A 25,810-nucleotide genomic window follows, 5' to 3' on the forward strand; every position below is an offset into this window, starting at 1 on the left:
TGTTTGGTTTTTTTTGAGGTGATAATATAGATGGAACAGAAATTTGAGTGGGTTTCTAGGAGTGAATTAGAGACGGTAGATTTTGCTAGTAGTTTGGCGGAGAAACTTAATGCTGGAGATGTATTGGCTTTGGAGGGTGACCTTGGTGCGGGTAAAACAGCTTTCACCAAAGGGCTTGCAAAAGGCTTAGGTGTTAAGCGGAATGTGAATAGCCCTACATTTACGATTATAAAAGAATATATGGGCCGTTTACCGTTGTATCATATGGATGTATATCGAGTGAGTGAAGAAGAAGAGGACCTTGGTTTTGATGAGTATTTCGAAGGCGAGGGAGTGACTGTTGTTGAATGGGCCCATTTAATTCAAGAGCAGCTTCCGGAAGAAATATTAACGATTCAGATTTTTAGACTGGGTGATTCAAAAAGGCGAATTGTATTGCAGCCTTCTGGAACTCGGTATGTTGAGTTGTGTAAGGAGATTATTTCATGAAGGTATTAGCGATTGATACATCGAATTTTACATTAGGAATAGCTTTGACCGATGGAGACCAAGTGGTTGGGGAATACGTTACAAATTTAAAGAAAAATCATTCTTTGCGTGTAATGCCAGCCATTGAGTCACTTTTAAGGGATTGTGATACAAAACCGGCTGAATTGGAGAAAATTGTCGTAGCAAAGGGACCTGGCTCATATACTGGAGTTAGGATAGGCGTTACTATTGCTAAAACACTTGCTTGGACATTAAGTATTCCCTTGGTTGGAATCTCGAGTCTAGAAGTTCTAGCAGCAAATGGCCGTTATTTCAATGGGATGATATCTCCTTTATTCGATGCGCGCCGTGGACAAATTTATACAGGCTTGTATCAATTTACTGAGAGTGGTCTGGAGAGCCGTAGTGAGGACAAAAATATGTTGGCAGTTGAATGGGCACAAAAGCTTAAAGAGTTGAATGTGCCCGTACTATTTGTCGGTCAAGATATTGCAATTCATGTTGATACACTTAAAGATGTATTAGGTGAACGAGCTTATTTTATTCCAGCACAAGCCTATAACCCAAGACCTGCTGAGTTAGCGTTTTTAGGAAGAGATAAGAAACAAGAGGACGTTCACATGTTTGTCCCCAATTATGTGAGGATGGCAGAGGCAGAAGTTAAATGGTTAGAGCAACAGAAAAAATAGATAAAAATTCTAAATGGAAGAGACCGGTTGCGATGAGTAAAACGATGACGTTTCGATTAATGAGAACAGAAGATATCGATCAAGTTTTGGTTGTAGAGAGACAGTCCTTTACGTTACCTTGGAGCAGGGAAGCTTTCTATAATGAATTGAATCATAATCAATATGCGAAGTATCTGGTTATTGAGGATGAAGGTACGATTGCTGGATATTGCGGTGCGTGGATAGTCATCGATGAAGCTCATATTACCAACATAGCAATTTTGCCTGATTATCGCGGGCTCAAGCTTGGTGAAGAACTGCTTCGAAAGATGATTGAAGTTGCTTTGAGTATGGGAGTCATTCGGATGACGCTTGAAGTACGTGTTAGCAATATGGTTGCCCAGTCTCTTTATAAGAAGCTCGGCTTTCAAACTGGAGGCATTCGTAAAAACTATTATACCGACAACCAGGAAGATGCATATGTAATGTGGGTGAATTTAACGTGAAAAAAGATCAACTTATCTTAGGGATAGAAACGAGCTGTGATGAAACAGCAGCAGCCGTTATTAAAAATGGGACCGATATTCTTAGTAATATCGTTGCCTCACAAATTGAAAGCCATAAGCGATTTGGCGGGGTTGTCCCTGAAATTGCATCAAGACATCATGTAGAGCAGATTACTCTTGTATTGGAAGAAGCGTTACGGAAAGCAGATGTTACCTATGATGATCTTGATGCTATTGCCGTTACGGAAGGTCCAGGTCTTGTTGGTGCATTATTGATAGGAGTAAACGCAGCGAAGGCTGTAGCATTTGCACATAACATCCCATTAGTAGGTGTACATCACATTGCGGGACATATTTATGCAAATCGGCTGATTAAAGAAATTAAGTACCCAGCCCTCTCGCTAGTAGTCTCAGGAGGGCATACAGAGCTTGTAATGATTAAAAGCCCCGGCCAGTTTAAGGTGATCGGTGAGACGAGGGATGACGCAGCTGGAGAAGCGTATGATAAAGTGGCGAGAACCTTACATCTACCTTATCCGGGCGGCCCTCATATAGATCGATTGGCTCAGGAAGGGGATCCTACCTCTGTTCCGCTTCCAAGGGCGTGGCTTGAAGATTCTTATGATTTTAGTTTTAGCGGTTTGAAATCGGCTGTAATTAATACACTTCATAATGCAGAACAGCGTGGTGAAACGATTGAGGCAGCAGATTTAGCGGCAAGCTTTCAGCAAAGTGTGATTGATGTTTTAGTTAAGAAAACGGTCAAGGCGACTCAGGAGTATGGTGTTCATCAAGTCCTTTTGGCTGGCGGGGTAGCTGCAAATAAAGGCCTTCGTAAGGCGCTTACTGAAGCATTTGAAACAATCACGGATACTGAACTGATTATCCCACCACTTGCTCTCTGTACAGATAACGCAGCAATGATTGGAGCGGCAGGGAGTGTATTATTTGAAAACGGGAAAAGATCTGGCATGGCGATGAATGGAAACCCAGGTTTAGATATTGGAACAATTTAATTGGAAATGGTGAGTTAGCGATAAAAGGCAGCTCACCTTTTTCTATGAATAAGCTGTGGATAATTAGAAGTAACAGGTAAATTATCCACAAGAAAGCGCATTATTTATTAAAAAGATAGAAAATTCCATTAACTGTGGATAACTTATCTATTTTTATGTGCATAACCATATGGTTTTGTGGATAAATATGATCTGTTCTGTGGATATTGTGGAAAAGGTTAATGAGACTAGGAATAATAACGTTGATAATGTGGATAAGGTTGTGGATGAATGGGAAAAACGGCAATGAGAGGGATGGAAAAAGAAACGATTGTGGAGCTTTCAATGAAAAAAATAAATATAGCCGTTTTGGTTGTAAGTATCTTGTTCCATCGTAAAGGGGGTCAGAACCCACATTTAATATATCGTTTACTTGACGTGTAAGTGACACAATAAACGGTCTATAGAATGTGAGGTCTGACCCTTTTGGGATTCTCTAAACAGGATGATCAAATGCCATCTTTGTTCTTATTCCGCAAGTTCTGCCCATTCTTCAAGAAGCACATCAAGTTGTGCCTGAACGCGGTCAAGGTCAGCTTGGATCGTAAGTACTTTTTCGTGATTTTGAAATACATCAGGATCACAGAGAAGCTTGTTATATTGTTCAATTTCGCTTTCAAGCTTTTCCATTGTTGCTTCGATTTCTTCAATACGACGTTGACGCTGACGTTCTGCCTTTTTTGCTTCTTTATCTACCTTAAAGGAAGATTTGTCTGCCGTTTGTTCAGGGCTTGTCCCATTTTGATGGCGTTCATATTCTTTAATCTCTAGTTGTTCTTGCTTTTTTTCAACATAATAATCATAATCACCGAGAAATTCCTCGCTTCTGACTTTGGAAAGCTCAATGACTTTGGTGGCAATTCGATTAATAAAGTAACGATCATGTGAAACGAACAGGATTGTACCTGGATAATCAATCAGGGCATTTTCAAGTACGAGTTTGCTATCGAGGTCAAGATGGTTGGTTGGTTCATCTAAAATAAGGAGATTCCCTTTCTCCATCATCATTTTCGCCAAAGCCAATCTTGCTTTCTCGCCCCCACTAAGGGTTGAGACTGTTTTCAATACTTCATCACCCGTAAAGAGGAAATTACCAAGTATCGTCCGAATTTCTTTCTCAGGCACAGACGGATGCTCGTCCCACAGTTCATTAAGCACACGTTTATTAGAAACAAGATTCGCTTGCTCCTGATCATAATAGCTGACTTGAACATTTGTGCCAAAGCGAATGTCACCTTGTATAGCTGCTACTTTTCCGATAATCGTTTTTAATAAAGTTGATTTTCCAACCCCGTTTGGACCAACAAGAGCAAGGCTATCTCCCTTTGAAATCTTCATAGTAATGTTTTGGGAAACAGCAGTATCCTCATAGCCGATTGCTAAATCCTGAATGGAAAGGACGTCATTACCGCTCTGCCTATCTATTTGAAAAGAGAAAGATGCGGATTTCTCGTCACCTTGAGGACGGTCCATGACATCCATTTTATCTAATTGCTTCCGCCTACTTTGAGCCCTTTTGGTTGTAGAAGCTCTTGTAAGGTTCCGTTGGACGAAATCACGAAGCTTTTCGATTTCTTCCTGTTGTTTTTCAAAGAGCTTCATGTCACGCTCGAAGCTCTCTGCCTTTTTCACGAGATAATTGCTATAATTACCATGGTACTTCTTGATAGCATTGCGTGAGATTTCATATACTTGATTCACAACTTTATCTAAAAAGTATCGGTCATGGGATACAATTAATACAGCACCATGATAATTTTGGAGATATTGTTCAAGCCATGATAATGTTTCAATATCCAAATGGTTTGTCGGTTCATCCAAAATCAAAATATCAGGCTTGGTCAACAGCAATTTCCCAAGTGCCAGTCTTGTTTTTTGGCCACCGCTCAAGCTGTGAATCAATGTAGAACGATCAAAGTCTGCAAACTGAAGACCATGCAAAACGGAACGAATATCGGCTTCGTATTGATAGCCACCTTGCTCCTTGAATTGTACTTGCAAAGTATCATATTCAGAAAGAACCTTTTGATATAAGAGTTCATTTTCAAACGTTTCGGGTTGTGACATCGTTTGTTCAAGTCTTCGTAGTTCCTTTTCTTTGGAAATAAGCCCCTCATATACAGTTAGCATTTCATCCCAGATGGAAAGCTCCGATTCAAGCCCGGTATCTTGTGCCAAATACCCAATGGACACACCCTTTGGTTTGATCAATTCACCGCCATCATGGGAAAGATGTCCAGCTATGATTTTCAATAACGTGGACTTGCCAGCACCATTTCTACCGACTAAGGCAATTCTGTCTCTATTTTGAACTTCGAGCTTCATATTTGATAAAATAAGTTCAGCTCCGTAATACTTCGATAATTGATTGATTTGTAATAAAATCATGATTTCACCTCGATTGCGTTATCCATAGTGTAACGTATTATGGCATTTATCGGCAATAGAAGCACTCGTATAAAAGCGCTCGGGTAAGGAAATTAAACAAAATTGTTACAAATAATGCATTATAGTGTATGATTTAAAAAGAGCACTCCACTTAGGTAATGTCCGACAAGATATGATAACTACCTGAATGAACAAGAAGGTACAACATTGAAATGGCAACGCTACCAGAAATATCTTTCACTGTTAGTACCAAAAGATATGAAGAGCGCATACTTAAAAGCGTGAAATATCGACCGTTTTGACTACTAAATGAAGAAATAGCAAATGGGAAAGCGGGGAAAGTAATGATCCAAGAACCAATGAAGATTCCGCAAGCAACTGCCAAACGGCTGCCCTTATATTATCGTTTTTTAAAAAATCTACATTCTGCTGGTAAACAAAGAGTATCGTCTGCAGAGTTAAGTGATGCGGTTAAAGTTGACTCCGCTACGATTCGCAGGGACTTTTCTTATTTTGGAGCCTTAGGTAAAAAAGGCTACGGATATAATGTGAATTACCTATTATCATTTTTTCAAAAAACTTTAGACCAAGATGACCTAACACAAGTTGCATTAATTGGAGTTGGTAATTTAGGAACAGCTTTTCTAAACTATAATTTTTTGAAAAATAATAATACAAAAATTGCGATGGCATTTGATGTAGATCCAGAGAAGGTAGGAAAACGGGTAGAAGATGTGTATGTCCATCATATGGATGAGCTCACAGAACGATTGAAAGAAGAAAATATTGCGGTTGCGATATTGACTGTACCAGTATCAGTTGCTCAGCCGATTACTGATCAATTGATTCAAGCAGATATTCGCGGTATATTAAATTTCACACCTGCGAGATTAAATGTACCGAGTACGGTTCGGATTCATCATATTGACCTTGCTGTGGAATTACAGTCTCTTATTTATTTTCTGAAGAATTATACAGATTCAGAAGAAGAAAATAGTATAGAAGAATAATCAACACGCTGTCCGATTCTTGCATCAGGCAGCGTGTTATTTTAATTTTATTACTTTTTCTTATTTTTATGTACCGCTTTGATCTTATAATGCAGAATAAGCATTCTTACGCCTGAACCCAGGTCAAGAGTGGCTAAACCAACAAGAAAATAAGAAAAGAAGCCCCAACCGTTAGATGATACTGATTGAATAGCAAATACGGTGAATAGAACCCCTAACGCGATATAGATAATGCCAATAGATAAAGGTGACCGACGTTTCATAAAACCCCTCCGATAAATGACTGCGCTTTTTCCAAAGAATCCAAGTATTTGTCATAATTCAACTGCACGATGACGACGAGTGTATTCATCGCTACATGTGCGAATATTGGGACGAGAATTCGCTTGGTCTTTATATATAGATAGGCAAAGGTAAAACCCATTGCGGAGTATAAGAGAATATGCTCGGGCTCAAAATGAGCAAAACCGAATATGACCGAACTAATGAGTGCTGATAGGAAGAAGTTTAATCGCTTATAAAGAGAACCGAAGATGATTTTTCGGAAAATGATTTCTTCCAGGATGGGTCCAACGATAGAGGACACAAGCATAACGATTGGAAATTGTGTGATTAGGCTTAAGATCTGCTCCGTGTTTTCTGAGTTCTGTTTAATGCCCATCTGTTGCTCAAGCAGTCCTGCTACTGTCTGCGCAAACATGGCAAGGAAGACCCCGCCAAATCCCCAAAGAATCGAAACGGGAATCGTAGTCTGATTTCGAATATCCTTTTGCCGCATCTCGTGCCGCATGAAAAACAGGACAAATATCAGAGCGATAATGAAGCTGAAAACAATCCAATAGGCACCAATTAACGTTTTGAGTTCGTTTGTTAGCTCCATACCAGCAGAAACAGCGATCATGGCAATGATATCGATAGCTAATCCACCTGACAGCTGCATAATGACATATGTAATGATGACAAACCAAAATTCTTTTTTCAAAAAGATATCTCCTTTAATCTAGGGTATACAATCATTTTATGAAAATAAAAAAGGATAAGACCACACATCCCAATTAGGAAGCGTATGCTGAATACTTTTACTTATCTTATAAAGAAAAGGGTATCAAAAAAAAGCAGATAACTCCAATTAAACGTACGAATCCATCATTTGTTTTTAAAAATAAGAAATGACTATGAAGTAGTATTCCCGTCTACCAAATAAAATGAATAGAAAAATTTACAATAGAATTACTTGCAAAAGAACCAGGTTTTATTTAATATAATAATTGTGTTAGCACTCGATGGTAGTGAGTGCTAATAATAAGAGGATCTATACATCAACACAATTTGAGGAGGGTGTTTCACTTGTTAAAACCATTAGGTGATCGCGTTATTATTGAACTAGTTCAATCTGAGGAAAAAACTGCAAGCGGTATCGTACTTCCTGATACTGCAAAAGAAAAGCCGCAAGAAGGTAAAATAGTGGCTGCCGGCAATGGCCGTATTCTTGAAAATGGTGAACGTGTAGCTTTAGAGGTTGCCCAAGGCGATCGTATTATCTTCTCAAAATATGCTGGTACTGAAGTGAAATATGATGGTACAGAATACTTAATTTTACGCGAAAGCGATATTTTAGCTGTTATCGGCTAAGCACATACAAAACATAACCGAACGAACCATTTTTATAAAAATTAGGGAGGGTTTTATACATGGCTAAAGATATTAAATTCAGTGAAGACGCTCGCCGTGCAATGCTACGCGGAGTAGATGCTCTTGCAAATGCAGTTAAAGTAACATTAGGACCAAAAGGACGTAACGTGGTTCTTGAGAAAAAATTTGGTTCACCACTTATCACAAATGACGGTGTAACAATCGCGAAAGAAATCGAACTTGAAGATGCATTTGAAAACATGGGTGCAAAATTAGTTGCTGAAGTAGCGAGCAAAACAAATGATGTTGCTGGTGATGGTACAACTACAGCTACAGTTCTTGCTCAAGCGATGATCCGCGAAGGACTTAAAAACGTTACAGCTGGTGCTAACCCAATGGGTATCCGTAAAGGAATGGAGAAAGCAGTAAACGTAGCAATCGAAGAGTTGAAAGCTATCTCTAAACCAATCGAAAATAAAGAAAGCATTGCACAAGTAGCTGCGATTTCTTCTGCTGACGAAGAAGTTGGTCAATTAATCGCTGAAGCTATGGAGCGTGTTGGAAACGACGGCGTAATCACAATCGAAGAATCAAAAGGCTTCACAACGGAGCTTGATGTTGTTGAAGGTATGCAATTCGACCGTGGCTATGCATCACCATACATGGTTACTGATTCAGATAAAATGGAAGCTGTCCTTGAAAATCCATATATCCTAATCACTGACAAAAAAATTACAAATATCCAAGAAATCCTTCCTGTGCTTGAACAAGTTGTTCAACAAGGTAAACCACTATTGATGATTGCTGAAGATGTTGAAGGCGAAGCACTTGCAACACTTGTTGTGAACAAACTTCGTGGAACATTCAACGCAGTAGCGGTTAAAGCACCTGGATTCGGAGATCGTCGTAAAGCGATGCTTGAAGATATCGCTGCACTTACTGGCGGAGAAGTGATCACAGAAGAAGTTGGTCTTGATCTTAAATCGGCTACAATCGAATCATTAGGACGCGCTTCTAAAGTGGTTGTTTCTAAAGAAAACACAACGATCGTTGAAGGTGCTGGAGACTCTGCTCAAATCCAAGCTCGTGTAAATCAAATCCGTGTTCAATTAGAAGAAACGACTTCTGAATTTGACCGTGAAAAATTACAAGAGCGCCTAGCTAAATTAGCTGGTGGAGTAGCAGTTATTAAAGTTGGTGCTGCAACTGAAACAGAATTAAAAGAACGCAAACTTCGTATCGAAGACGCATTAAACTCTACTCGTGCAGCGGTTGAAGAAGGAATCGTAGCTGGTGGTGGTACTGCTCTTCTAAACGTATACAGCAAAATTGCTGCAATTCAAGCTGAGGGTGACGTAGCAACTGGTATCAACATCGTTCTTCGTGCAATCGAAGAGCCTGTACGCCAAATTGCTCACAACGCTGGTCTTGAAGGATCAGTAATCGTAGAGCGCCTAAAAGGTGAAGCAGTAGGCACAGGATTCAACGCTGCAAACGGCGAGTGGGTAAACATGATCGAAGCTGGTATCGTTGACCCTACAAAAGTTACTCGTTATGCACTACAAAACGCTGGATCAGTAGCTGCAATGTTCTTAACAACAGAAGCAGTAGTAGCTGACAAACCAGAACCTGCTGGTGCTGGCGGCATGGGTATGCCTGATATGGGCGGCATGGGTGGAATGGGCGGCATGATGTAATTCATGCTTGAGAAATGTTGATATACCAGTGTTTACAGGCACTTCTAAAGTGCCTGTGTGCTGATAAAATCACATTTCACTCACATTTCTTGCGATTTTGGTAAATTAAGAATGCTCCCGAAATGATTTTTAATCTTTTGGGCGGCATTCTTTTTCATTTTATCTGTGACATGGGAATAAATTTTCATAGTCGTCTTCATGTCATCATGCCCGACTCGTTTCATAATCGTATTAATATCTATTTCGGCTTCTGCTAACATACTAATGTGGGTATGGCGAAATATATGTGGTGTGGCATTCTTCGTAATCGGTGTTTTTTTCAGCAATCGTTTCATTCTGATTATGATGTTTTTTTGTATGTATGGATACCCGTTATCTCTGGAGAAAATAAAATTTTTATCGTGGTAGTCAGGATTATCCTTTCTGGTCGCCAATTTCACTTTTGCTTGTCTTCTTTTTAAAGATCTTAATAAGTCAATTACACTATCATCTACATCGAATGTACGAATTGAACCCTTTGTTTTAGGAGGTGTAAGCTCATACTCCTTCATATTGTTTTGAGGATTGTACAAAGTTTTTGTAATTCTGACCTCATTTGTATCGAAGTTTATATCTGTCCATTTAAGAGCGCACAATTCCCCTGATCGCATCCCCGAAAATGCTAGTAGATAAAAGATCTCTAAATCCAATTCAAGTCCATGGTGCTTTGCGGCAGTCAGAAATTCAGATAGTTCCCCTTTTTCCAGATACTTATCTTCAACCGAAGTGTTCTCAATGTCTTCCACTGTCAATTTTTTAACTGGAATAACAGCTCCAGTACAAGGGTTATCCTTTCTCATCTTTTCTTTTATCGCATACTTAAAAATCATATTAGCGGTAACATGAACACCCTCAATTGTTGTTTTTACATAATTTTTATCATCCAAATCATTTAACATGTTCTGATGCATCCGAGAACTTACCTTATCAATGTTCACTTTCGCATAGTATCTAAGTGTGATTTTGATTTCCTTTTCCCGGACACGAACGGTGCTTGATTTGACTTTCCCTTTAGCGTAGGTGTTCAACCATTCCCAAGCGACTGATTCGAAAGGTAGCTTCCTTATCTTTTTTTCATCGATTCCATCTTCACTTAGCTTCCGAAGGGCATCTTCGACAAGTTTGATTGCTTCTTTTTTCCCGTCGGCTTTTCTGGATATTTGCTTTCGTTTCCCTGTGACTGGATCAGGCGGACCATCAGCCACGCATAACCATTTATAACCTTGTTTATTATTCGCTTTCACTTTTCTTAGAGATGCCAAAATGATCCACAACCCTTCATTTATTATTTTTGTCGGCAATCATTGCTGACAGTTCTTCCGACAGTGTTTCCGACAAACCTTCCGACAACCTTTCCGGCAATGCTTCCGCATTAATTAAACTAAACAAAACTAAACTAAACTAAAAAAGATGATGAGGAACGCGAACGCGAAAATTTTCAATTCAAACTCCTATTTTCATCTTTCAAAAAATGTATAGGCGTCTCGATATAATCTTCTATGTCATATTGCAATTTACCGTCTACTAATCTAATATTACTGAGCAATGGAATTTTTACTGTATTTACGCCTAATCGTTTTGATTCTTTAAATTCTTCTTGTAGATTGAATTTTGGAATGTTACCTTTCTTCATAACGATTCCACCTTTCTGTTTACTTACTTTTTAAAAATTGCGAATTTAAAGCAGCTAATTGGAAACTAAAAATTTGATTCAGAAATAAATCTAAACGCTTTTCGGCAAATTCAAGTGTGACGCTAAAGGTATTTGCAAGAAAATAAATTGCTTGATTACGATCATCAGGAATCTGCATTTTCAATAGCATGAAAGTTGGGATACAGAAGTGGTAGGCGAAATGGTTTGCTTGATTTTCCTGTAAATCTAGAAACAATTTAGACATCGTGAACTGATTGCCATTGTGTCTTAAAATATGACAAAGTTCATGAGCAAAATCTTGCCATTGTTCTTGTTCAGACAATCGTTCATCGATAATAATGTCCTGTTCGTAAAATCTGCTTGTCATTCTTTCGTAGTTCACGATCAAACCCAATCGTGCACTTATTTCTAGCAAGTTTAGTTGGTAAGGGCGGGAGATATCTAGCCTGTAATAAAACTCTTTTATCCAATCTTCAAGCAAAGTTGTGTAATATTTCATATTGACCCCCAAAAACGAGAATATATGTTCTTTTTGTGATTAAAAGAAAAACCCGAGGCATGGGTTAGATGTATTAGCTTAAAAGTTTCTCTTTTTGATTAATAAATTCTTCTTGTGAAAGGATGCCAGCATCTCTTAAATCAGATAATTTTTTTAGTTCATCCGCAATAGATATGCCGATATTAGTTTTTACTTCTTCTTGTTGATCTTCAATTTTTGATTTTACATAAGTGATAAAATCTCCTAGGTTACCATCTTGAATATATTTCATGCTAACTATGTTGGAACTTGCGAAAAAAGTAATATAATGGCCTAACAACTTTTTACCAGATTCAAAACTGTTTATTTTTGAGTAAGGAAAAGTTTCAGATTCATAACCAGTCATTCTTTTTGCATAAAAAAATAACTTTTTGTTTGTCGCAAGAAACAGTCCATTACCTCTTGTGGTTCTTTGACCCATCCATTCTGTTTCATATGTTCCTAAAATTGCATATTCAGGGACTTCATCAGAATCCAAATATTGCTTAGCCATATCAATCAACTTTAAGGCCTTTTTAGACAACTTATCAGTGTTCATGTCAGTCCCCCCTATTTATTCCCTTTACCTCTATTTTTGATGATTTCCCAAAACTGTATGAGTTCTTCTATTTTTTCTTCAGGTGCATCAGCTAAATCCTTAAAGAATATCTGAGCTTTTGGATCAAGTAAATCCTTCCACATAACTTTATTAGAGTTCGGATTTTCTCTACCAGTAATCAAAAAATCAATCGATACCTCTAGATAATCACTAAACTTTTCCAAAGTATCGTAATCGGGTTTTCTTTCGTCTCTTTCATACATCCCAATAGTGCTTTCGCTCAGTGAAAAAAGTTTCCCAAACTCTTTTTGGGATTTTCCTTTTTCCTTTCTTAAAACTCTTAAACGATCTCCAAATGTACTCATAATCATCACCTAAATACAATATTAACACGAATTGTGTTTTATTTTTATATTCCGCACATAATGTGTTGACAGCACGAAATGTGCGGTGTATTATGAGTACATAGCAACACGAACTGTGCGGAAGGGAGGTAAGAATGTGGATAAAAAACTTATCGGCAATAGACTAATTAAGTTACGCGGCGACAAATCAAGAGAAGAGGTCGCTTCTAGCGTCGATATTAGCGTAAGTGCTTTACAAATGTACGAAAATGCCCAAAGGATCCCTCGTGATGAAATTAAAGTAAGATTAGCCAATTATTACAAAACAAATGTGCAGGCCCTTTTTTTTAATGATAATACGCACAAAGTGTGCGGTGATAAAAACACAGCCTGAAAGGAGTAACCCATGAACGCTAAACAAAAAGAACAAGTCATCAAAGAGCTACTTAAAGTTCTATCAACCAACAATGTAACCTTTGCCGAGGTACCAGACATTGTTCGTAGCTTACAACTAGAACTCAGTACTATTTGCCAGCAACAAGTAATCCAAATCCCGTAAGGAGGATGATCTTGATGATCCAAGTCAATCTTGATTTCGCAGATGATAATTTCCGCGAAATGTTACGCAAAGAAATCAAAAATGCCGTGGCGGACGTAATCCAACAAAACCAGTTACCTCCATTACTTACAAGAAAGCAGTTGATGAAATTAATGGACATCGGCGAAACGAAAGCAGCTGAATTATTTAATCGTCCAGACTTTCCAGTATTTCGCGAAGCGGGAGTCCTGATTCCAACTCACTTGCTATTCAAATGGATTGAACAGCATACTCGCTGGGTTGATGAAAACACACGCTATTTCAAAAGGGAGGTTATCTGATGAATCAATTACAACCTAACCTTCAAAATGGTCAACGTGTTTTAACGACCGTCCAGTTAGCCGAAGCGTATGGAACTGAATCGAAAATAATAAATCGTAACTTTCAGAGAAATGCAGATCGATATTTACAAGGTAAACATTTTTATGCTCTATCTGGAGAAGATCTCCGAGAATTCAAAGGGGCACGTCAAAATGACGACAGCCTTAAATTTACATCAATTTTGTATCTCTGGACCGAAAAAGGTGCGTGGTTACATGCAAAGTCCCTTAATACGGATCAGGCTTGGGATGCTTATGAAAAGTTAATTGATGATTATTACTCTTTTAAAGAAAATGTTGTTCCTCTTTCAAAAGATATGGCTCTTGTTACAGTGCTTCGTACAACTGCTGATCTTGTTGAGGATACTCAAGCGATCAAAGAGGAACAGCATGAAATCAGAAAACTTGTCACTCAAATTGATAATAAAGTCGAACAACAAATAACCCTTGATTACGGCGAACAACGGCGACTTCAAAAAGGTGTAGCACGCCGAGTCTATGAATTCACTCAAGATAAGCAAGAAGCTGCCAGGCTTTTCCGAGAAGCTTATCGAGAGATTAAAGATAGATTCGGCGTTGCCAGTTACAAAGACGTTAAGAGGCAAGAACTTCAAAGCGCTATACGCTACATAGAAAATTGGATACCACGCAAGGTTTCCTAGCCTACTCTCTCATTCTAGCAAGTTTTACCAAGGAATAGTATTCCTGTAAAAAATGCCATATTCCAATTTGGAATATATGAGAGAGGGGGTGTTACAAATGCTATTGAATTTTGGTGTTGTCTTGCAGGCATGTAGAAAAAAGGCTGGTTTATCGCAGGAGGAAATGGGAGATCGCTTGAATCTCTCTCAGTCTGCTATTTCAAAACTTGAAACAGAAAGGAAGATACCGGATATGCACACATTTATGGAATGGGTTCGTGTTACAAATGCTCAAGAGGTCGCTGTGGCGTTCTTGTATGGAATGGATGGAATAACAATGATTCATCAACTACTACCACATATAGGAGGACTTCCTTTATGCAGTTAACGGAAATAAGTGTTTTACCGCAGGATGTTGAGAAGGCAGCATCAGAACATAAGTGCATACATAGCTGCTATAGTCGCATTGAAAAATCCATTTTTAAAGGGGAATTTGAAGAAGCAAAGCTGACGACTATTGATTTGTTAAATTCCATTCGCGAACTTGAAAGATTGCACGAAAAAAAGGTTCGTCGTGATCGATTTGAAGAGGTTGTTAAGTTGATGAGAGCTAAAGGGATTTCGGTAGAAATGGTGGTGAGAAATTCATGAAGATCAAAGCTGGGGAATGGTTAAGTTTATCACAAACAACAAAACAATTTTTGTTAGAAAAAATAAAAAAGCAGTAAGCGGACACTTACTACTTTTCGGTAACAAATATTAAATTTGATAACTCTATTATAGCAGTTTTATACTGCTACGGCAAATTCTAACTGTACATCAAAAACAGGGGTACAACTCATGATTTTAAAGGAGGTGAGGAATGTGCGAGATCATCCAGTAATTGAAGAAATTGAACGTGCTGGTTATCCGAATATGGTAGATCAACCTGAGCATGCTGGTACTGATTTTTTCGGAACAGAGATTCTATCTGGTGATGATTACGTTGAAATTGATGGTGAGTTGATCTTGAAAGATAATCTTGAACGCTTTCTTGCAGAAGAATATCAAGCGATATTTTCAACAGCAATATAAAAATGGCTCCTGCTGAGAACAGGAACCAATGATTGAAAAATAATTTTATTATCGTCATTTTAGCACATCGTCCAGTGACGGTAAAGGAGGCATATTTTATGGCAATGAATATGAATGCAATTTCTACTCGTGATATGAGCCGTATGGAATGGCTTGAAGAACGTACTAAAGGAATCGGTGGCAGTGATGCTGGAATCATTCTCGGCTTAAATAAATACCGTACAGCATTTGAATTATGGCTTGAAAAAACGGGACAAGTTACACCACTAGAAATCGATAATGAAGCCATCTATTGGGGTAATGAAATGGAGAATGTGGTTGCTAAAGAATTTGAAAAGCGCACAGATAAGAAGGTTCGCCGAACAAACTTCATGTACACCCATCCAGAATTCCCGTTCATTAAGGCTAACCTGGATCGGCTCGTTATTGGTGAATCCTCTTTGCTTGAATGTAAGACAGCAAGTGCTTATCTAGCAAAGGAATGGGAGTCAGATGAAGTCCCGGCCAGCTATCTTGTACAAGTTCAACATTACCTTGGCGTGACAGGTAAGGAAAAGGGGTATATCGCTGTGCTTGTCGGTGGAAATAAATTTATCTGGAAAGAAGTAGAACGTGATGAGGAGCTTATCAATATGATCTTCTCAGCTGAAAAGCATTTCTGGGAGTTTCATGTTCTGCAAGGGATTCCTCCAGAGTTAGATGGCTCTAGTGCTGCTGAAAAATACCTTAAAGAAAAATATGATCGTGCAGAAAAGGATAAGGAGATTATTCTCCCATCTGATTATAAAGAGTATTTATCTCAATATGAAAAAATCAAAGCTGATGAAAAGCTCATCAAGTCAGCGAAAACGGAAATTGAAAATAAAATCAAGGCTGAACTAAAGGATGCTGAAACAGGTCTGGTAGATAGTTTCCTTGTATCTTGGAAAAACCAATCTCAAAGCAGAGTGGATACAAAGACCTTGAAAGAAAAATTCCCTGATATATACCGTGAAGTCCTGAAAGAAACTAGTTTTCGTAAATTCGCTGTGAAGGAGATGGCTAATTAATGGCTACAAATGCTGCTTTAAAAAATCAATTAGTAAATAAACAGGATGCTACAACGCAAGTTTCTGCTCAATCTCTTGGGCTTAAAAATTTACTTAGCGCACCAACAATGAAAAAGAAATTTGAACAGGTTTTAGAAAAAAAGGCACCACAATTTATGTCATCTTTGCTGAATCTTTATAATGGCGATCCTAACATTCAGGCAGCTGAGCCAATGAGTATCGTTTCTTCTGCAATGGTGGCAGCCACTCTGGATCTACCGATTGATAAGAATCTTGGGTATGCCTGGATTGTTCCTTTCTATGACAAAAATAAGGGTCATAAGGCGGCGCAATTCCAACTCGGTTACAAAGGATACATTCAGTTAGCTCTTAGGACAGGCCAATATAAAAGCATTAATGTTATCGAGGTACGTGAAGGTGAACTTGTTAAGTGGAACCGCCTTACAGAAGAAATTGACCTTGATTTAGATGCTGCTACAAGCGATAAGGTGATCGGATATTGCGGATATTTCAAACTGATAAATGGTTTTGAAAAGACTGTCTATTGGACCCGAGATGAAATAGAAGCACATCGTATCAAGTTTAATAAAGCCAAGGACAAAACAAGCTTAAACAATGTTTGGCGTTCTGATTATGACGCTATGGCCATGAAGACAGTTTTACGGAACATGCTTGGCAAGTGGGGGATTTTATCTGTTGAAATGCAGACTGCTGTTGCTGAGGACGAAAAGGAGCCAGAAATGAAGGATATAACAGATGAGGCAAGTGAGGTTGAAGATTTTACAGAGCCGGAAATCATCGATGCGGCACCTGAAACAGGTAAAACCGATTCGAAAGAAAAGCCTTCTGTAATCGATCAGGAAATTAAGTTTAATTGATGAGTAATCTCGAATACAAAACTAACGTTCTCCTCCCTCGAAAGTTGTGGGAGGAGGCAAAGGATAACAATCACTTAAAAAAGCTTGTCCTACAGTATATGAAGGGTTATCCGGATTATACCGTTATCTCAGTTAAAGATGGCTTTGCAGTCTGTGTAAAACAATAAAGAGAGGAGGTACATCGTGAATTACATAAAGCTTATTAATGCATTCTATGATCGGCTCGAGACGAATTCACTTAGCACATCGGCAATTGCTTTATGGCACGCATTAGTGCACGTAAACAATAAGGCAGGATGGCAGAGAGAATTTTCGGTGGCTGTATCGGTGTTATGTATTAAAGCAGGCCTCTCTGAAAGAACAGTTAATAATGCCAGAAATGATTTAAAGATTAAGGGATTCATTGATTTTAGGTCTAGGAAGGGAAATCAGGCGGCGATCTACAGTTTAGTAGATTTGTCGGCAACAATTGCAGGCAACATTTCCGACAGTGTTTCCGACAAACCTTCCGACAACCTTTCTGGCAATGCTTCCGCATTAATTAAACTAAACGAAACTAAACAAAACGAAATAATTAATAAAGATGATGACGTGCCAGTTAAAGAAAATCCATTTCGATTTTACGAAGAGAACGGCTTTGGTGTAATTGGTAGCTACATTTCAGAAAAAATTTCATTCTGGTGCGAAGACCTTTCAGATGAACTAGTCATACTAGCGATGAAACGCTCTACTGAACAGGGCAAAAAGACGTGGAGATATGTTGAAGCTATCTTAAAGGACTGGTTTGACAAAGGACTTAAGACAACAGTTGATGTAGAGGCTTATCAGCTTGAATTTAAAGAGAAGCAAGCTCAGAAACAGAACAAGGTTACTCCGTACAGAAAAGGCTCGGCAAGAGTTGAGGTTGTTCCTGAATGGCTGCAAAAAAATCCAGCTGTTGAGTCAAATGAGCCAGTTAACATTAAAGAATTGGAAGATCGTAAACGTAAAATGGACCAGATGTTCCAGAAAATAAATCCATAGTTGGAAAGGAAGGGTGCTTGATGGGATTACTTTACCAAGCTGTTCAATCTCAAAATGAAATGAAAAGGAATTTTGTCTTATCTAGGTTAAAAGATATGGGTATCCATCATTCCCATACCGGTTTATCTATTGATCTATTAACTTATGAGGAATTGAAAATTGAACTAGCTAAAGCATCGGCGGTGAGGTCGTGAATTGTCCAGTTTGTAACCGCCCGTTAAAAAGCAAGAATGAATCAGTATATATTTTTTCGTTTTTCTTTTACCCAATCATAAATTTCAACACCAAAAGAAATAACAACATATAGAGGTAATAATAGAAAAACGTATCTGCTTTCTGGCGCAAGAAACACTACTGGAAGACCGACTAATAAAATTGTGATAAGAAGAATTTTTTGTTTCTTATCCATTTAACGCACTCCCTTTAATAGTAATCGGTTAATAATAACTTATTTTTTCAGAATCATAACCTACTTTTAGTAAGCAGCTAGTTAGCTGTTTTGGGTTGCCGCACTCCGATTAAACAGTAGACACAATAAGCGTGTTATGAATGAATATTTACCGTAATTATCTATTTTCTTTTAAGGATGAATATCTCTCTTATGAAGGCACCAACAATTATAGAAAGATTAATAACTACTATTAAATTAATTAGCCTAACAAATACTAAAGTGGAAAAAACTATTTGAATGCCACAGGTAACAATAATAATTCCAAATAGTAAAGAGGTAGCTATTAAATACTTCGAAGTAACCATTTTCATATCATACACTTCTTTCTAAGATAAAATTACCAATATTATCTATATTGATATTAACATGAAACATTTAAGTGATGGACATTTCGAATATTAAGTTAACAAAAGGATTATTAAGTTTCTTAGATCTCAAACTTCCTTAAAAAAGGAAGCTTGAAATCAGAAATAATTCAGTTGCCCAATTCCAAAAGGCACCAAATAAGTCACCAACAGCTGAGGGTATTACATCTTTAATTGCGTACCAAAGTAAGCGTAATAAATCGAAAAGAAACTTTAGGGCTGTTGGAAAAAATCTAAGCATTATTAAGAGAATTAGTATGACCAAAATTAGGCAACCGCATCCGGCCTGATCACTTTTAAAGGCGCCGATAATAACAATTAATAAAATGAATCCAATAATTAGATATACCATATTAAACTCCTAACCTAGTAAATTATTCCTAGCACATAATAGCATTTTTGGGAATAAAGTAAACATCTTTAATTGGAGATTAAAAAAGTATTTATAAGTTTAGTAAATAAGGAGGTAATCATGAAGCAGTTTGATTTTTTTCGTGAAATTATAGTCGATAACTTCGCGGGTCAGGATTTTCCGAACAACTACATTCTGGGACTAAGTCAGACCAAATTAGACGTGTAGGAGACAGTGTTCCACCGCCATTTTCAGATGCATTAGTAAAAGCGAATTTACCTGAGATGTGTGCGAGTGGTTTGCGTTATGCAGTGGGTGTTTAGTTCGCAGTCCGAATAAACACCGACAGAATAAGCTTCGCAGGGAATTGGGATGAAAAAATGGATGAAGATACTATCTTTCATCCAATGTAAGAACCATTAATCTGTAAATGATGAATACTCCAAGATAAGATCCAGTTATCAAGAAATAAGGATTAAGAAAAACACCATGAATTGTAGTCATAAATACAGCATTGTCAATTAGGATCTGGTAAATAGATGTTGCTGCAATATTTCCAAAAATACTAGTTGATATAACAGCGATAATATTAAAAATTATTCGGAATATCTTTCTGTGATTCTGTAGAAAAACCATAATAATAGGAAAAGCAATGCTAGACACAACTAATAAAATCTTCAAAATGCCACTCCTTTCATAGCATGTAAGACTGTATTTAGCTAATTATTACCTTAACTATAGGTAAATAAACAAAATGAAAATCAAATTTTATTACAAGTAGACAAAAAAAGCGACATAAAGGAGGTCAAAGAATGTACACAACATTTGAAGAAATCGTAAATGATTCAGAAAGATTCTTGGATTTTTTAGACGATTGTTATGATGAACAATCCGACTAGATTGTGGACACAAAAAATGTAGTGATCAAAGAGGAAGGTTATATGAGTTCAATTCCTGTAATTGCCCTGAAAAACAAATCAAAGGTGAGCAGTTTTACTCACCTTCTTCAAAGATGTTATTCATCATCCTTTAATTTCGATAAATCTGTTTCCTTGCCAAACTCAGTAGAATAATTAAGGTTCCTATTGCCGTGTAGGCTTGTATTACGCTCAACCTCTTTGTCCATTGGAGCAAATAAAAGGGTTAAGCAAACCAGTCCACTTATGCCAACGAGACCAAAAATCACCCTTGATAAAAAGGCACCTTGTCCACCAAAGATTGTTGCAACTAAATCAAATTGGAAAAATCCAATTAGACCCCAGTTAATAGCACCGATAATAATTAAAGCTAAGGCGATACGTTGTAATATTTTCATGGATAAAACTCCTTCATTATAATTGTTAAACATTATTAATTTTTGTATAAACATTCAATTTTATACTATGCATTAGCTAATTTTGCATGTTGTTCTTTAAACTGATTTGGAGTAATTAAAATTTTAGTGAAGAGTCTGATGAAACAGTGAAAAAGAGTGAACAAAAATTTGTTCACTCTTAAAAAAAATTGGGATTAACCTTTGTTCTTAGTCGAATTACTTCCGCCATTAACTGGGTGCGGCTGACCGTATCCTTCAACATGACCAGCATGCTCTGTGTGATATTCTGAACCTGAACCTTGACGATTATCTATTAATGATTTAGTTTTTTGTTTCTTCATTCTATCCGTTTGATGTGACAAATATTTCACTTCCTACACATTTTAGATTGCTTAATACTTAATCGTTTTGACTATTTTCAAAATCAGTTTCTGGCATTCCATATAATCCATTCATAGCCTGTTCATCTGCATCAAGACCGACTTCATCAATACTTTGTTGCAATTCTTTTTTTACATGTGTTTCTTTTTTAGGATTTGGGTTGTTCATTAAAATCACCTCCGATTATTATAGACTGGATAAAAATGAAAAAAATATACTTAAGGATAGAATTTACTCTCTAAATACCAGAGATATGAGAGGTGTAAAGATAAGCAGATTTACTGTATCTTCGTAAATCTTCGTAAAATACAAAAAAATCCGGCATTTACTGGACAAAATAACGGGATATATGAAAAAGATGGGGGCATCTTGATGTGATTTATCTTACTGGGTAGATGAGAATAAACTATGAATAAATGATTAAGGTTTTATAAACGTCATTAACAGAGCAAGGCTCACTGGTGGTGTAGTGTTCCTGACTAAACGCCTTGCCCTATACCTAATATATTATCCTTAATGATTATCTGCTACACATGAGGAAGGAGAGAAGAACATGAAACGTCTTGGATTAAAAGATACTTGCAAAGGGTGTGGTGCTAAAGAAAATGAACCAGATTGTGTGTGCGAATGGGTTTCTTGTAGTAAATGCGGTTATCCTGATTGTTGGCTGGACGAGGAAGGGAATTATAGTTGTAGAAATTGTGATTACACAACAGGAACGAAAGAATGGTAATTCGCAGAACGACTAGGATAGACAAAAAATGTTAAAAGTAGGATTATCGGTTGGGAGTAAAATTACAGAATAGTATGCGTAATCTATAATTTTATTTATTTGGGCCCTGCTAACTTAGTAGGTTAGCAGGGCCCGCAATCTCATTCTATTAATTTTATGTGTTATTATTTTTTCTTAACAAACTTGATAACAATCCACTTAATTAATCGTTTGATATCTTTCATAATATCACTGTTATACAGATTAATTATTACACTCATAAATACAACAAAGTCACTAGTTTCAATAAAGCATCGTCCTCCAGACAACGAGACGCGGGATGCTTCTATAATTAAATATATGTTCTTTTCTTGAAATTGTCTATGAAAAAATAAAAAGCCGAGATTCCTCCCGGCCAACCTAACTGAATTATAACATAGGGAGGAATCTCAATGAAAGAAGCTGCCAGCAAACAAATTGAGAGTATTTTGAAAGACTACCATTGGATGATGAACTCCATAAAGATATTACGGGATTCAATGAAAGATGCAGGTGAAGGACTTACTGCTCAATACGGCATTGAAGCTACACTCCCGAAGCCACAAGGTGTAATCAGTGATCCTATTTTCAAAGAGGTTGTACGTAGAGAAAAAAGGTATAAGAAGATTGCTCAATATGAGGAAAAGGTGCAAGTTATCCAGGACCGTATAGCTGCCATTCAAGATGATCGTGAAATTGAGGTTATTCATTGGATATTGGAAGGTAAGTCATATCGATGGATTGCTCTTCATATGGGATTATCACATTCTCATATAGGACGTATTAAAGATTCCATAGTTAACCAACTTAGCGCATATGTTCCAAATGTTACAGAGGTTACGGATTTCTCGAATTCCAAATCGGCATGTTAAAATCAAAGGCAGGTCGGGGAGGCAGTTAAACAAGCTGCTTCCCTCTATTTTGGTCGGTGCGTCACCTTGCGGTGGCTTTTTTTGCAGGAATCTCACTATTTTTGTCGAAAACAATACAAAAGGGAGGAAAACATATGGAAATAGTTTTAGATTCAATTGAAGGCATCTCTGATGAGCAATTAGTTCAAATGAAAGAGGCATTGCACGATTTAGTAATAAATAAACTTTCTGTTGATTTGGATATAACGAGGTTAGAAAAAATATATATTCCCAATGATTTTGGCGAAAGTGTCGTTGATTTTCAGAAAAGTAATGGTTTATCTGTAGGGTATACAAATAATGAGATGGGTGTTGCAGGAGGGAAGACTCTATCTTATGGAGAAATAGGCGAACAGAAAAACGTCATTTTTCTTCAACAGGGAGTGTTTTTATCTTTATTTGACCCAGATAGTTCACAGATTTATGCGAATTTGATCCATCACGAACTTTGTCACGTACATGATAATTTAAATAAAGAAAAAATGGGGAAATTCATTAGAGAGTATGATAATCCTAGTGAAAATTATTTAACGAATGTAACCAAACATCACTCTATGATTATTTGGGATGAATATATTGCACCCCGTTTATCTGCAAAAACATTCCCTGTTGAAGAAGGATTAAATATGGATTATTTGTTAGATTTAATAGAATATACAGAAAAGAATATTGGAGATAAAGTAAATCAATATAGGATTCGTGGTAACATTGATTTACTTTTTAAAGAGGTCCAAGAATTGTCTAATCCTATGATGAAAATTGCAGCCACAGTAATAGGGAACTTTGATGGATTAGGTTTAAACGAAGAAAATGAATTGAAAATCATGGCCCAAATGGATGAGTGTATAGACCAAACAACATTTAAACCTATTTGGCCAAAATTAAAAATAGCATTAAGAAATCTTTACGCTAAGTATCCAAATTGGAAAGGTATATCAGTATTCGACGAACTTAATCAACTAGTTATAGAGACTTGGAAGGTATACGGCATTATTACAGAAGACAGAGGTGATCGTGCATATATAGATGTACCCTTTAAATAATATAACAGCATCCTTAGGGGTGCTTTTTCTTTTGCCCAAAACAACTCAAATACTAGGAGGTGGAAGGTGACATGACATGCCTAATTGGGATGAAATAAGAATTGAATATGAAACTTCTAAGATTACATTACAGGCTCTTGCTGATAAACATGATGTGAAAATTGGTACCTTGAAAAGTAGGAAAAGCCGTGAAGGTTGGTCAAGGGATCCAACGAAAAAGGATGCAACCGAAAAGCAAAAGGTTGCAACCATAAAACCGATAATTGAGTCAGATGACTTGAATGATAAACAGAAGATGTTTTGTCTTTATTACATCAAGTATTTCAATGCTACTAAGGCATATCAGAAAGCTTACCAGTGTAGCTATGAGGTGGCTAATAAGAACGCTTATACTCTTATGGTCAAACATGGTATAAAACAAGAAATTGAGCGCCTAAAAACAGAGAGACAACAAGGTATATTTATAGATGCTCAAGCAGTACTTCAAAAGTACATTGATATCGCTTTTGCTGACATTACAGACTTTGTTGATTTCGGGCAAAAGGAACAACCAGAGGTTAATCCCTTATCTGGTGAACCTTTGCTAGATGAAAATGGAGATCAAGTCATGTACAGCTACAGCTATGTGGATTTTAAAAATGCTGATGAAGTGGACGGAACTTTGATTACAGAAATTAAAAAAGGCAAAGACGGTGTCTCGGTCAAACTCGCTGACAAGATGAAAGCTTTGGAATTCCTTTCTAAATACACTGACCTCCTTTCTGAAAATGAACGTAAGAAGTTGCAGGAAGAAAAACTTAAAACCGAAATCGAAAAGATAAAAGGTGACAAAGGAACAACAACTAAAGAAAGCGAAGTCGCTGCCATGTTGCGTAGAATGGCGGGTGAATCAGATGGCTGATTTAACACCTAAGCAAAAGGAAGTATGGGATTGTTTCATCAAAGAACAGCCAAAAATCTTGATGGCCAGTGGCGCAAAACGGGCAGGGAAAACTTTTGTATTCATCCTGCTTTTTTTAATGCATATTGCTAAGTTTGAAAATCAGGGTTTGTCATTCGTTATAGGTGGCTCTACTCAAGCATCCATACGTCGTAACATTTTAAATGATATGGAAGAGGTCCTTGGCAAAGAGTTAAAACTAGATAAAACGAATGCTATTAGTGTATTCGGCAACAGAATATACTGCTTTGATGGTACGAATGCAGATGCTTGGAAAAAAGCTCGTGGATTTACAGCTGCAGGAGCATTGTTGAATGAGGGAACAGCTTTACATGACATGTTCGTCAAAGAAGTAATTTCCCGTTGTTCATATCCAGGAGCTCGGGTCCTGATTGACACTAACCCTGAAAACCCTGCTCATTTTGTAAAGACAGATTACATTGATAAAGATGGCCAAAGATTGAAGAATGGAAAGTTGAATATTAAAGCCTTCCACTTCACGTTATTTGATAATATCTATCTGGATGAAGAGTACGTGGAAAGTATCATTGCCTCCACTCCGACAGGTATGTTTACGGACCGAGATATTTATGGCCAATGGGTGGCTGCGGAAGGAGTTATTTACAAAGACTTCGATCACAAGGTTCATTACATTTCTTCTGCAGAAGCAGAAAAGTTAAATTTCGTTAAATACTTTGCGGGCGTTGACTGGGGCTATGAGCATCCTGGTTCTATTGTTGTGCTCGGAATTGATGATAAAGATGATATTTACCTCTTAGAAGAACATAGCAAACAGCATGAAGAAATTGATTACTGGGTCACTGTTGCAAAGGAAATTATAGAACGATTCGGCAATATTAATTTTTATTGTGATACAGCGCGACCCGAACATATAATTCGGTTCAGACGTGAGCGAATACGAGCTTTGAATGCTGATAAAGCTGTCATTTCTGGTATTGAAGAAGTGGCCCGATTGTTCAAAGTAAATAAATTAAAAGTCGTAAAAGACGCTGTAGATCTATTCCAAAAAGAAATATTCATGTATGTATGGAACGCTAATACGGGCGAACCAGTGAAAAAGTGGGATGACGTGCTTGATGCCATTCGTTATGCGATTTATACGCATTTGAAACCGAAGAGAAGGAAAACAAGGTAGGTGA

General features: G+C 37.4%; 38 protein-coding genes. 24 read left to right on the forward strand and 14 right to left on the reverse strand.

Translation table 11 applies throughout. The features are described from left to right. The first annotated feature begins 30 nt into the window (after window positions 1-30). From tsaE to JNUCC23_RS01760, 5 genes are all read left to right on the forward strand, one after another. Window positions 31-489 carry a tRNA (adenosine(37)-N6)-threonylcarbamoyltransferase complex ATPase subunit type 1 TsaE gene (gene tsaE, locus JNUCC23_RS01740; protein ID WP_062187152.1) on the forward strand — a complete coding sequence of 153 codons (459 nt, stop codon included), beginning with the start codon at window positions 31-33 and terminating at the stop codon, window positions 487-489. Beyond that, window positions 486-1,178, forward strand: coding sequence for a tRNA (adenosine(37)-N6)-threonylcarbamoyltransferase complex dimerization subunit type 1 TsaB (gene tsaB / locus JNUCC23_RS01745; RefSeq protein WP_454213906.1), 693 nt, complete (start codon window positions 486-488; stop codon window positions 1,176-1,178). Before tsaE ends, tsaB begins: the two co-directional genes overlap by 4 nt. A gap of 32 nt (window positions 1,179-1,210) precedes the next feature. Beyond that, window positions 1,211-1,663 (forward strand): ribosomal protein S18-alanine N-acetyltransferase, encoded by a 453-nt coding sequence (gene rimI, locus JNUCC23_RS01750; protein ID WP_062187154.1) that lies wholly within the window; start codon window positions 1,211-1,213, stop codon window positions 1,661-1,663. Beyond that, window positions 1,660-2,679, forward strand: a complete 1,020-nt coding sequence (gene tsaD / locus JNUCC23_RS01755; RefSeq protein WP_454213908.1) for a tRNA (adenosine(37)-N6)-threonylcarbamoyltransferase complex transferase subunit TsaD — start codon at window positions 1,660-1,662, stop codon at window positions 2,677-2,679. The genes rimI and tsaD overlap by 4 nt, the downstream gene beginning before the upstream one ends. A gap of 270 nt (window positions 2,680-2,949) precedes the next feature. Then, window positions 2,950-3,102 carry a hypothetical protein gene (locus tag JNUCC23_RS01760; RefSeq protein ID WP_403077872.1) on the forward strand — a complete coding sequence of 51 codons (153 nt, stop codon included), beginning with the start codon at window positions 2,950-2,952 and terminating at the stop codon, window positions 3,100-3,102. Between the two features lie 84 nt (window positions 3,103-3,186). Here JNUCC23_RS01760 and JNUCC23_RS01765 read toward each other — a convergent pair whose 3' ends face one another. Continuing rightward, entirely contained in the window at window positions 3,187-5,106 is a 1,920-nt protein-coding gene (locus JNUCC23_RS01765) for an ABC-F family ATP-binding cassette domain-containing protein (protein WP_454213910.1), read from the reverse strand. 344 nt (window positions 5,107-5,450) lie between these two features. Here JNUCC23_RS01765 and JNUCC23_RS01770 point away from each other — a divergent pair, with 344 nt between their 5' ends. Continuing rightward, entirely contained in the window at window positions 5,451-6,116 is a 666-nt protein-coding gene (locus tag JNUCC23_RS01770) for a redox-sensing transcriptional repressor Rex (protein WP_403077867.1), read from the forward strand. 50 nt (window positions 6,117-6,166) lie between these two features. Here JNUCC23_RS01770 and JNUCC23_RS01775 read toward each other — a convergent pair whose 3' ends face one another. Both JNUCC23_RS01775 and JNUCC23_RS01780 read right to left on the reverse strand, forming a co-directional pair. Beyond that, on the reverse strand, window positions 6,167-6,379 hold the full coding sequence (locus tag JNUCC23_RS01775) for a YdiK family protein (protein ID WP_062187147.1): 213 nt from the start codon (window positions 6,377-6,379) through the stop codon (window positions 6,167-6,169). Then, window positions 6,376-7,098 carry a CPBP family intramembrane glutamic endopeptidase gene (locus JNUCC23_RS01780; RefSeq protein ID WP_454213913.1) on the reverse strand — a complete coding sequence of 241 codons (723 nt, stop codon included), beginning with the start codon at window positions 7,096-7,098 and terminating at the stop codon, window positions 6,376-6,378. The genes JNUCC23_RS01775 and JNUCC23_RS01780 overlap by 4 nt, the downstream gene beginning before the upstream one ends. Window positions 7,099-7,463: 365 nt before the next feature. Between JNUCC23_RS01780 and groES the strand changes: the two genes are divergently transcribed. Together groES and groL are read left to right on the forward strand one after the other, a co-directional pair. Then, window positions 7,464-7,748, forward strand: a complete 285-nt coding sequence (gene groES / locus JNUCC23_RS01785) for a co-chaperone GroES (protein WP_062187145.1) — start codon at window positions 7,464-7,466, stop codon at window positions 7,746-7,748. Between the two features lie 59 nt (window positions 7,749-7,807). Next, a complete protein-coding gene (gene groL / locus JNUCC23_RS01790; protein ID WP_062187144.1) occupies window positions 7,808-9,445 on the forward strand; it encodes a chaperonin GroEL in 1,638 nt (545 codons plus the stop codon). An 80-nt stretch (window positions 9,446-9,525) separates the two neighbouring features. On the opposite strand, the gene JNUCC23_RS01795 is transcribed toward groL, so the two are convergent. The 5 genes from JNUCC23_RS01795 to JNUCC23_RS01815 all read right to left on the reverse strand — a co-directional run bounded on the left by JNUCC23_RS01795 (window position 9,526) and on the right by JNUCC23_RS01815 (window position 12,579). Further along, on the reverse strand, window positions 9,526-10,746 hold the full coding sequence (locus tag JNUCC23_RS01795; protein WP_454213916.1) for a tyrosine-type recombinase/integrase: 1,221 nt from the start codon (window positions 10,744-10,746) through the stop codon (window positions 9,526-9,528). Between the two features lie 176 nt (window positions 10,747-10,922). Beyond that, window positions 10,923-11,117: a hypothetical protein gene (locus JNUCC23_RS01800; RefSeq protein WP_454213918.1), complete on the reverse strand. Its 195-nt coding sequence runs from the start codon at window positions 11,115-11,117 to the stop codon at window positions 10,923-10,925. Window positions 11,118-11,136: 19 nt separating this feature from the next. After that, window positions 11,137-11,637: an ImmA/IrrE family metallo-endopeptidase gene (locus tag JNUCC23_RS01805; protein WP_454213919.1), complete on the reverse strand. Its 501-nt coding sequence runs from the start codon at window positions 11,635-11,637 to the stop codon at window positions 11,137-11,139. Window positions 11,638-11,710: 73 nt separating this feature from the next. Next, a complete protein-coding gene (locus JNUCC23_RS01810; RefSeq protein WP_454213921.1) occupies window positions 11,711-12,214 on the reverse strand; it encodes a PH domain-containing protein in 504 nt (167 codons plus the stop codon). Window positions 12,215-12,225: 11 nt separating this feature from the next. Further along, window positions 12,226-12,579: a helix-turn-helix domain-containing protein gene (locus tag JNUCC23_RS01815; RefSeq protein ID WP_454213923.1), complete on the reverse strand. Its 354-nt coding sequence runs from the start codon at window positions 12,577-12,579 to the stop codon at window positions 12,226-12,228. 136 nt (window positions 12,580-12,715) lie between these two features. Here JNUCC23_RS01815 and JNUCC23_RS01820 point away from each other — a divergent pair, with 136 nt between their 5' ends. The 11 genes from JNUCC23_RS01820 (at window position 12,716) to JNUCC23_RS01870 (ending at window position 18,335) form a co-directional block, all read left to right on the forward strand. Then, window positions 12,716-12,952 carry a helix-turn-helix transcriptional regulator gene (locus tag JNUCC23_RS01820; RefSeq protein ID WP_454213925.1) on the forward strand — a complete coding sequence of 79 codons (237 nt, stop codon included), beginning with the start codon at window positions 12,716-12,718 and terminating at the stop codon, window positions 12,950-12,952. A 12-nt stretch (window positions 12,953-12,964) separates the two neighbouring features. Beyond that, window positions 12,965-13,117: a hypothetical protein gene (locus tag JNUCC23_RS01825; protein ID WP_454213927.1), complete on the forward strand. Its 153-nt coding sequence runs from the start codon at window positions 12,965-12,967 to the stop codon at window positions 13,115-13,117. Between the two features lie 14 nt (window positions 13,118-13,131). After that, window positions 13,132-13,437: a DNA-binding protein gene (locus JNUCC23_RS01830; protein WP_454213929.1), complete on the forward strand. Its 306-nt coding sequence runs from the start codon at window positions 13,132-13,134 to the stop codon at window positions 13,435-13,437. Then, entirely contained in the window at window positions 13,437-14,138 is a 702-nt protein-coding gene (locus tag JNUCC23_RS01835) for an ORF6N domain-containing protein (protein WP_454213930.1), read from the forward strand. Before JNUCC23_RS01830 ends, JNUCC23_RS01835 begins: the two co-directional genes overlap by 1 nt. A gap of 97 nt (window positions 14,139-14,235) precedes the next feature. Then, entirely contained in the window at window positions 14,236-14,505 is a 270-nt protein-coding gene (locus JNUCC23_RS01840; protein ID WP_454213932.1) for a helix-turn-helix domain-containing protein, read from the forward strand. After that, a complete protein-coding gene (locus tag JNUCC23_RS01845) occupies window positions 14,496-14,768 on the forward strand; it encodes a hypothetical protein (RefSeq protein ID WP_454213934.1) in 273 nt (90 codons plus the stop codon). Before JNUCC23_RS01840 ends, JNUCC23_RS01845 begins: the two co-directional genes overlap by 10 nt. Window positions 14,769-14,981: 213 nt before the next feature. After that, complete coding sequence (locus JNUCC23_RS01850; RefSeq protein WP_454213936.1) at window positions 14,982-15,191, forward strand: YqaI family protein; 210 nt, start codon at window positions 14,982-14,984, stop codon at window positions 15,189-15,191. 104 nt (window positions 15,192-15,295) lie between these two features. Then, entirely contained in the window at window positions 15,296-16,240 is a 945-nt protein-coding gene (locus JNUCC23_RS01855; RefSeq protein WP_454215959.1) for a YqaJ viral recombinase family nuclease, read from the forward strand. Further along, a complete protein-coding gene (locus tag JNUCC23_RS01860; protein ID WP_454213938.1) occupies window positions 16,240-17,118 on the forward strand; it encodes a recombinase RecT in 879 nt (292 codons plus the stop codon). Before JNUCC23_RS01855 ends, JNUCC23_RS01860 begins: the two co-directional genes overlap by 1 nt. A gap of 183 nt (window positions 17,119-17,301) precedes the next feature. Then, window positions 17,302-18,141 carry a DnaD domain protein gene (locus tag JNUCC23_RS01865; RefSeq protein WP_454213940.1) on the forward strand — a complete coding sequence of 280 codons (840 nt, stop codon included), beginning with the start codon at window positions 17,302-17,304 and terminating at the stop codon, window positions 18,139-18,141. 20 nt (window positions 18,142-18,161) lie between these two features. After that, complete coding sequence (locus tag JNUCC23_RS01870; protein WP_157279544.1) at window positions 18,162-18,335, forward strand: hypothetical protein; 174 nt, start codon at window positions 18,162-18,164, stop codon at window positions 18,333-18,335. Between the two features lie 41 nt (window positions 18,336-18,376). Here JNUCC23_RS01870 and JNUCC23_RS01875 read toward each other — a convergent pair whose 3' ends face one another. From JNUCC23_RS01875 to JNUCC23_RS01900, 6 genes are all read right to left on the reverse strand, one after another. Beyond that, window positions 18,377-18,550 carry a hypothetical protein gene (locus tag JNUCC23_RS01875; protein ID WP_454213942.1) on the reverse strand — a complete coding sequence of 58 codons (174 nt, stop codon included), beginning with the start codon at window positions 18,548-18,550 and terminating at the stop codon, window positions 18,377-18,379. Between the two features lie 486 nt (window positions 18,551-19,036). Beyond that, window positions 19,037-19,309 (reverse strand): hypothetical protein, encoded by a 273-nt coding sequence (locus JNUCC23_RS01880; protein ID WP_454213943.1) that lies wholly within the window; start codon window positions 19,307-19,309, stop codon window positions 19,037-19,039. A gap of 393 nt (window positions 19,310-19,702) precedes the next feature. Then, entirely contained in the window at window positions 19,703-19,990 is a 288-nt protein-coding gene (locus JNUCC23_RS01885) for a transposase (RefSeq protein WP_454213945.1), read from the reverse strand. A 334-nt stretch (window positions 19,991-20,324) separates the two neighbouring features. Then, on the reverse strand, window positions 20,325-20,624 hold the full coding sequence (locus tag JNUCC23_RS01890) for a DUF378 domain-containing protein (RefSeq protein WP_454213947.1): 300 nt from the start codon (window positions 20,622-20,624) through the stop codon (window positions 20,325-20,327). A 194-nt stretch (window positions 20,625-20,818) separates the two neighbouring features. Next, a complete protein-coding gene (locus JNUCC23_RS01895) occupies window positions 20,819-20,986 on the reverse strand; it encodes a hypothetical protein (RefSeq protein ID WP_454213948.1) in 168 nt (55 codons plus the stop codon). A gap of 37 nt (window positions 20,987-21,023) precedes the next feature. Continuing rightward, window positions 21,024-21,173, reverse strand: a complete 150-nt coding sequence (locus tag JNUCC23_RS01900) for a DUF4021 domain-containing protein (protein ID WP_454213949.1) — start codon at window positions 21,171-21,173, stop codon at window positions 21,024-21,026. Window positions 21,174-21,610: 437 nt separating this feature from the next. Between JNUCC23_RS01900 and JNUCC23_RS01905 the strand changes: the two genes are divergently transcribed. The 5 genes from JNUCC23_RS01905 (at window position 21,611) to JNUCC23_RS01925 (ending at window position 25,806) form a co-directional block, all read left to right on the forward strand. Continuing rightward, the gene (locus JNUCC23_RS01905) at window positions 21,611-21,754 is read left to right on the forward strand and encodes a hypothetical protein (RefSeq protein WP_454213951.1); all 144 of its coding nucleotides are present in this window, start codon (window positions 21,611-21,613) and stop codon (window positions 21,752-21,754) included. Window positions 21,755-22,169: 415 nt separating this feature from the next. Then, a complete protein-coding gene (locus JNUCC23_RS01910) occupies window positions 22,170-22,628 on the forward strand; it encodes a helix-turn-helix transcriptional regulator (RefSeq protein WP_454213953.1) in 459 nt (152 codons plus the stop codon). Window positions 22,629-22,762: 134 nt separating this feature from the next. Then, window positions 22,763-23,710 (forward strand): hypothetical protein, encoded by a 948-nt coding sequence (locus JNUCC23_RS01915; RefSeq protein WP_454213955.1) that lies wholly within the window; start codon window positions 22,763-22,765, stop codon window positions 23,708-23,710. A 76-nt stretch (window positions 23,711-23,786) separates the two neighbouring features. Beyond that, window positions 23,787-24,611, forward strand: a complete 825-nt coding sequence (locus JNUCC23_RS01920; protein WP_454213957.1) for a terminase small subunit — start codon at window positions 23,787-23,789, stop codon at window positions 24,609-24,611. After that, window positions 24,604-25,806: a PBSX family phage terminase large subunit gene (locus JNUCC23_RS01925; protein ID WP_454213959.1), complete on the forward strand. Its 1,203-nt coding sequence runs from the start codon at window positions 24,604-24,606 to the stop codon at window positions 25,804-25,806. Before JNUCC23_RS01920 ends, JNUCC23_RS01925 begins: the two co-directional genes overlap by 8 nt. Window positions 25,807-25,810: the final 4 nt, after the last annotated feature.

It is taken from the genome of Peribacillus sp. JNUCC 23, assembly GCF_053653995.1.

What these genes read in the sequence shown, in the direction of transcription:
- tsaE (WP_062187152.1), top strand. Translation starts at nt 31, where the DNA reads ATGGAACAGAAATTTGAGTGGGTTTCTAGGAGTGAATTAGAGACGGTA.
- tsaB (WP_454213906.1), top strand. Translation starts at nt 486, where the DNA reads ATGAAGGTATTAGCGATTGATACATCGAATTTTACATTAGGAATAGCT.
- rimI (WP_062187154.1), top strand. Translation starts at nt 1,211, where the DNA reads ATGAGTAAAACGATGACGTTTCGATTAATGAGAACAGAAGATATCGAT.
- JNUCC23_RS01760 (WP_403077872.1), top strand. Translation starts at nt 2,950, where the DNA reads ATGGGAAAAACGGCAATGAGAGGGATGGAAAAAGAAACGATTGTGGAG.
- JNUCC23_RS01765 (WP_454213910.1), bottom strand. Translation starts at nt 5,106, where the DNA reads ATGATTTTATTACAAATCAATCAATTATCGAAGTATTACGGAGCTGAA.
- JNUCC23_RS01770 (WP_403077867.1), top strand. Translation starts at nt 5,451, where the DNA reads ATGATCCAAGAACCAATGAAGATTCCGCAAGCAACTGCCAAACGGCTG.
- JNUCC23_RS01775 (WP_062187147.1), bottom strand. Translation starts at nt 6,379, where the DNA reads ATGAAACGTCGGTCACCTTTATCTATTGGCATTATCTATATCGCGTTA.
- groL (WP_062187144.1), top strand. Translation starts at nt 7,808, where the DNA reads ATGGCTAAAGATATTAAATTCAGTGAAGACGCTCGCCGTGCAATGCTA.
- JNUCC23_RS01800 (WP_454213918.1), bottom strand. Translation starts at nt 11,117, where the DNA reads ATGAAGAAAGGTAACATTCCAAAATTCAATCTACAAGAAGAATTTAAA.
- JNUCC23_RS01805 (WP_454213919.1), bottom strand. Translation starts at nt 11,637, where the DNA reads ATGAAATATTACACAACTTTGCTTGAAGATTGGATAAAAGAGTTTTAT.
- JNUCC23_RS01810 (WP_454213921.1), bottom strand. Translation starts at nt 12,214, where the DNA reads ATGAACACTGATAAGTTGTCTAAAAAGGCCTTAAAGTTGATTGATATG.
- JNUCC23_RS01815 (WP_454213923.1), bottom strand. Translation starts at nt 12,579, where the DNA reads ATGAGTACATTTGGAGATCGTTTAAGAGTTTTAAGAAAGGAAAAAGGA.
- JNUCC23_RS01825 (WP_454213927.1), top strand. Translation starts at nt 12,965, where the DNA reads ATGAACGCTAAACAAAAAGAACAAGTCATCAAAGAGCTACTTAAAGTT.
- JNUCC23_RS01830 (WP_454213929.1), top strand. Translation starts at nt 13,132, where the DNA reads ATGATCCAAGTCAATCTTGATTTCGCAGATGATAATTTCCGCGAAATG.
- JNUCC23_RS01835 (WP_454213930.1), top strand. Translation starts at nt 13,437, where the DNA reads ATGAATCAATTACAACCTAACCTTCAAAATGGTCAACGTGTTTTAACG.
- JNUCC23_RS01840 (WP_454213932.1), top strand. Translation starts at nt 14,236, where the DNA reads ATGCTATTGAATTTTGGTGTTGTCTTGCAGGCATGTAGAAAAAAGGCT.
- JNUCC23_RS01845 (WP_454213934.1), top strand. Translation starts at nt 14,496, where the DNA reads ATGCAGTTAACGGAAATAAGTGTTTTACCGCAGGATGTTGAGAAGGCA.
- JNUCC23_RS01855 (WP_454215959.1), top strand. Translation starts at nt 15,296, where the DNA reads ATGAATATGAATGCAATTTCTACTCGTGATATGAGCCGTATGGAATGG.
- JNUCC23_RS01860 (WP_454213938.1), top strand. Translation starts at nt 16,240, where the DNA reads ATGGCTACAAATGCTGCTTTAAAAAATCAATTAGTAAATAAACAGGAT.
- JNUCC23_RS01870 (WP_157279544.1), top strand. Translation starts at nt 18,162, where the DNA reads ATGGGATTACTTTACCAAGCTGTTCAATCTCAAAATGAAATGAAAAGG.
- JNUCC23_RS01875 (WP_454213942.1), bottom strand. Translation starts at nt 18,550, where the DNA reads ATGGATAAGAAACAAAAAATTCTTCTTATCACAATTTTATTAGTCGGT.
- JNUCC23_RS01880 (WP_454213943.1), bottom strand. Translation starts at nt 19,309, where the DNA reads ATGGTATATCTAATTATTGGATTCATTTTATTAATTGTTATTATCGGC.
- JNUCC23_RS01890 (WP_454213947.1), bottom strand. Translation starts at nt 20,624, where the DNA reads ATGAAAATATTACAACGTATCGCCTTAGCTTTAATTATTATCGGTGCT.
- JNUCC23_RS01900 (WP_454213949.1), bottom strand. Translation starts at nt 21,173, where the DNA reads ATGAACAACCCAAATCCTAAAAAAGAAACACATGTAAAAAAAGAATTG.
- JNUCC23_RS01905 (WP_454213951.1), top strand. Translation starts at nt 21,611, where the DNA reads ATGAACCAGATTGTGTGTGCGAATGGGTTTCTTGTAGTAAATGCGGTT.
- JNUCC23_RS01910 (WP_454213953.1), top strand. Translation starts at nt 22,170, where the DNA reads ATGAAAGAAGCTGCCAGCAAACAAATTGAGAGTATTTTGAAAGACTAC.
- JNUCC23_RS01915 (WP_454213955.1), top strand. Translation starts at nt 22,763, where the DNA reads ATGGAAATAGTTTTAGATTCAATTGAAGGCATCTCTGATGAGCAATTA.
- JNUCC23_RS01920 (WP_454213957.1), top strand. Translation starts at nt 23,787, where the DNA reads ATGCCTAATTGGGATGAAATAAGAATTGAATATGAAACTTCTAAGATT.
- JNUCC23_RS01925 (WP_454213959.1), top strand. Translation starts at nt 24,604, where the DNA reads ATGGCTGATTTAACACCTAAGCAAAAGGAAGTATGGGATTGTTTCATC.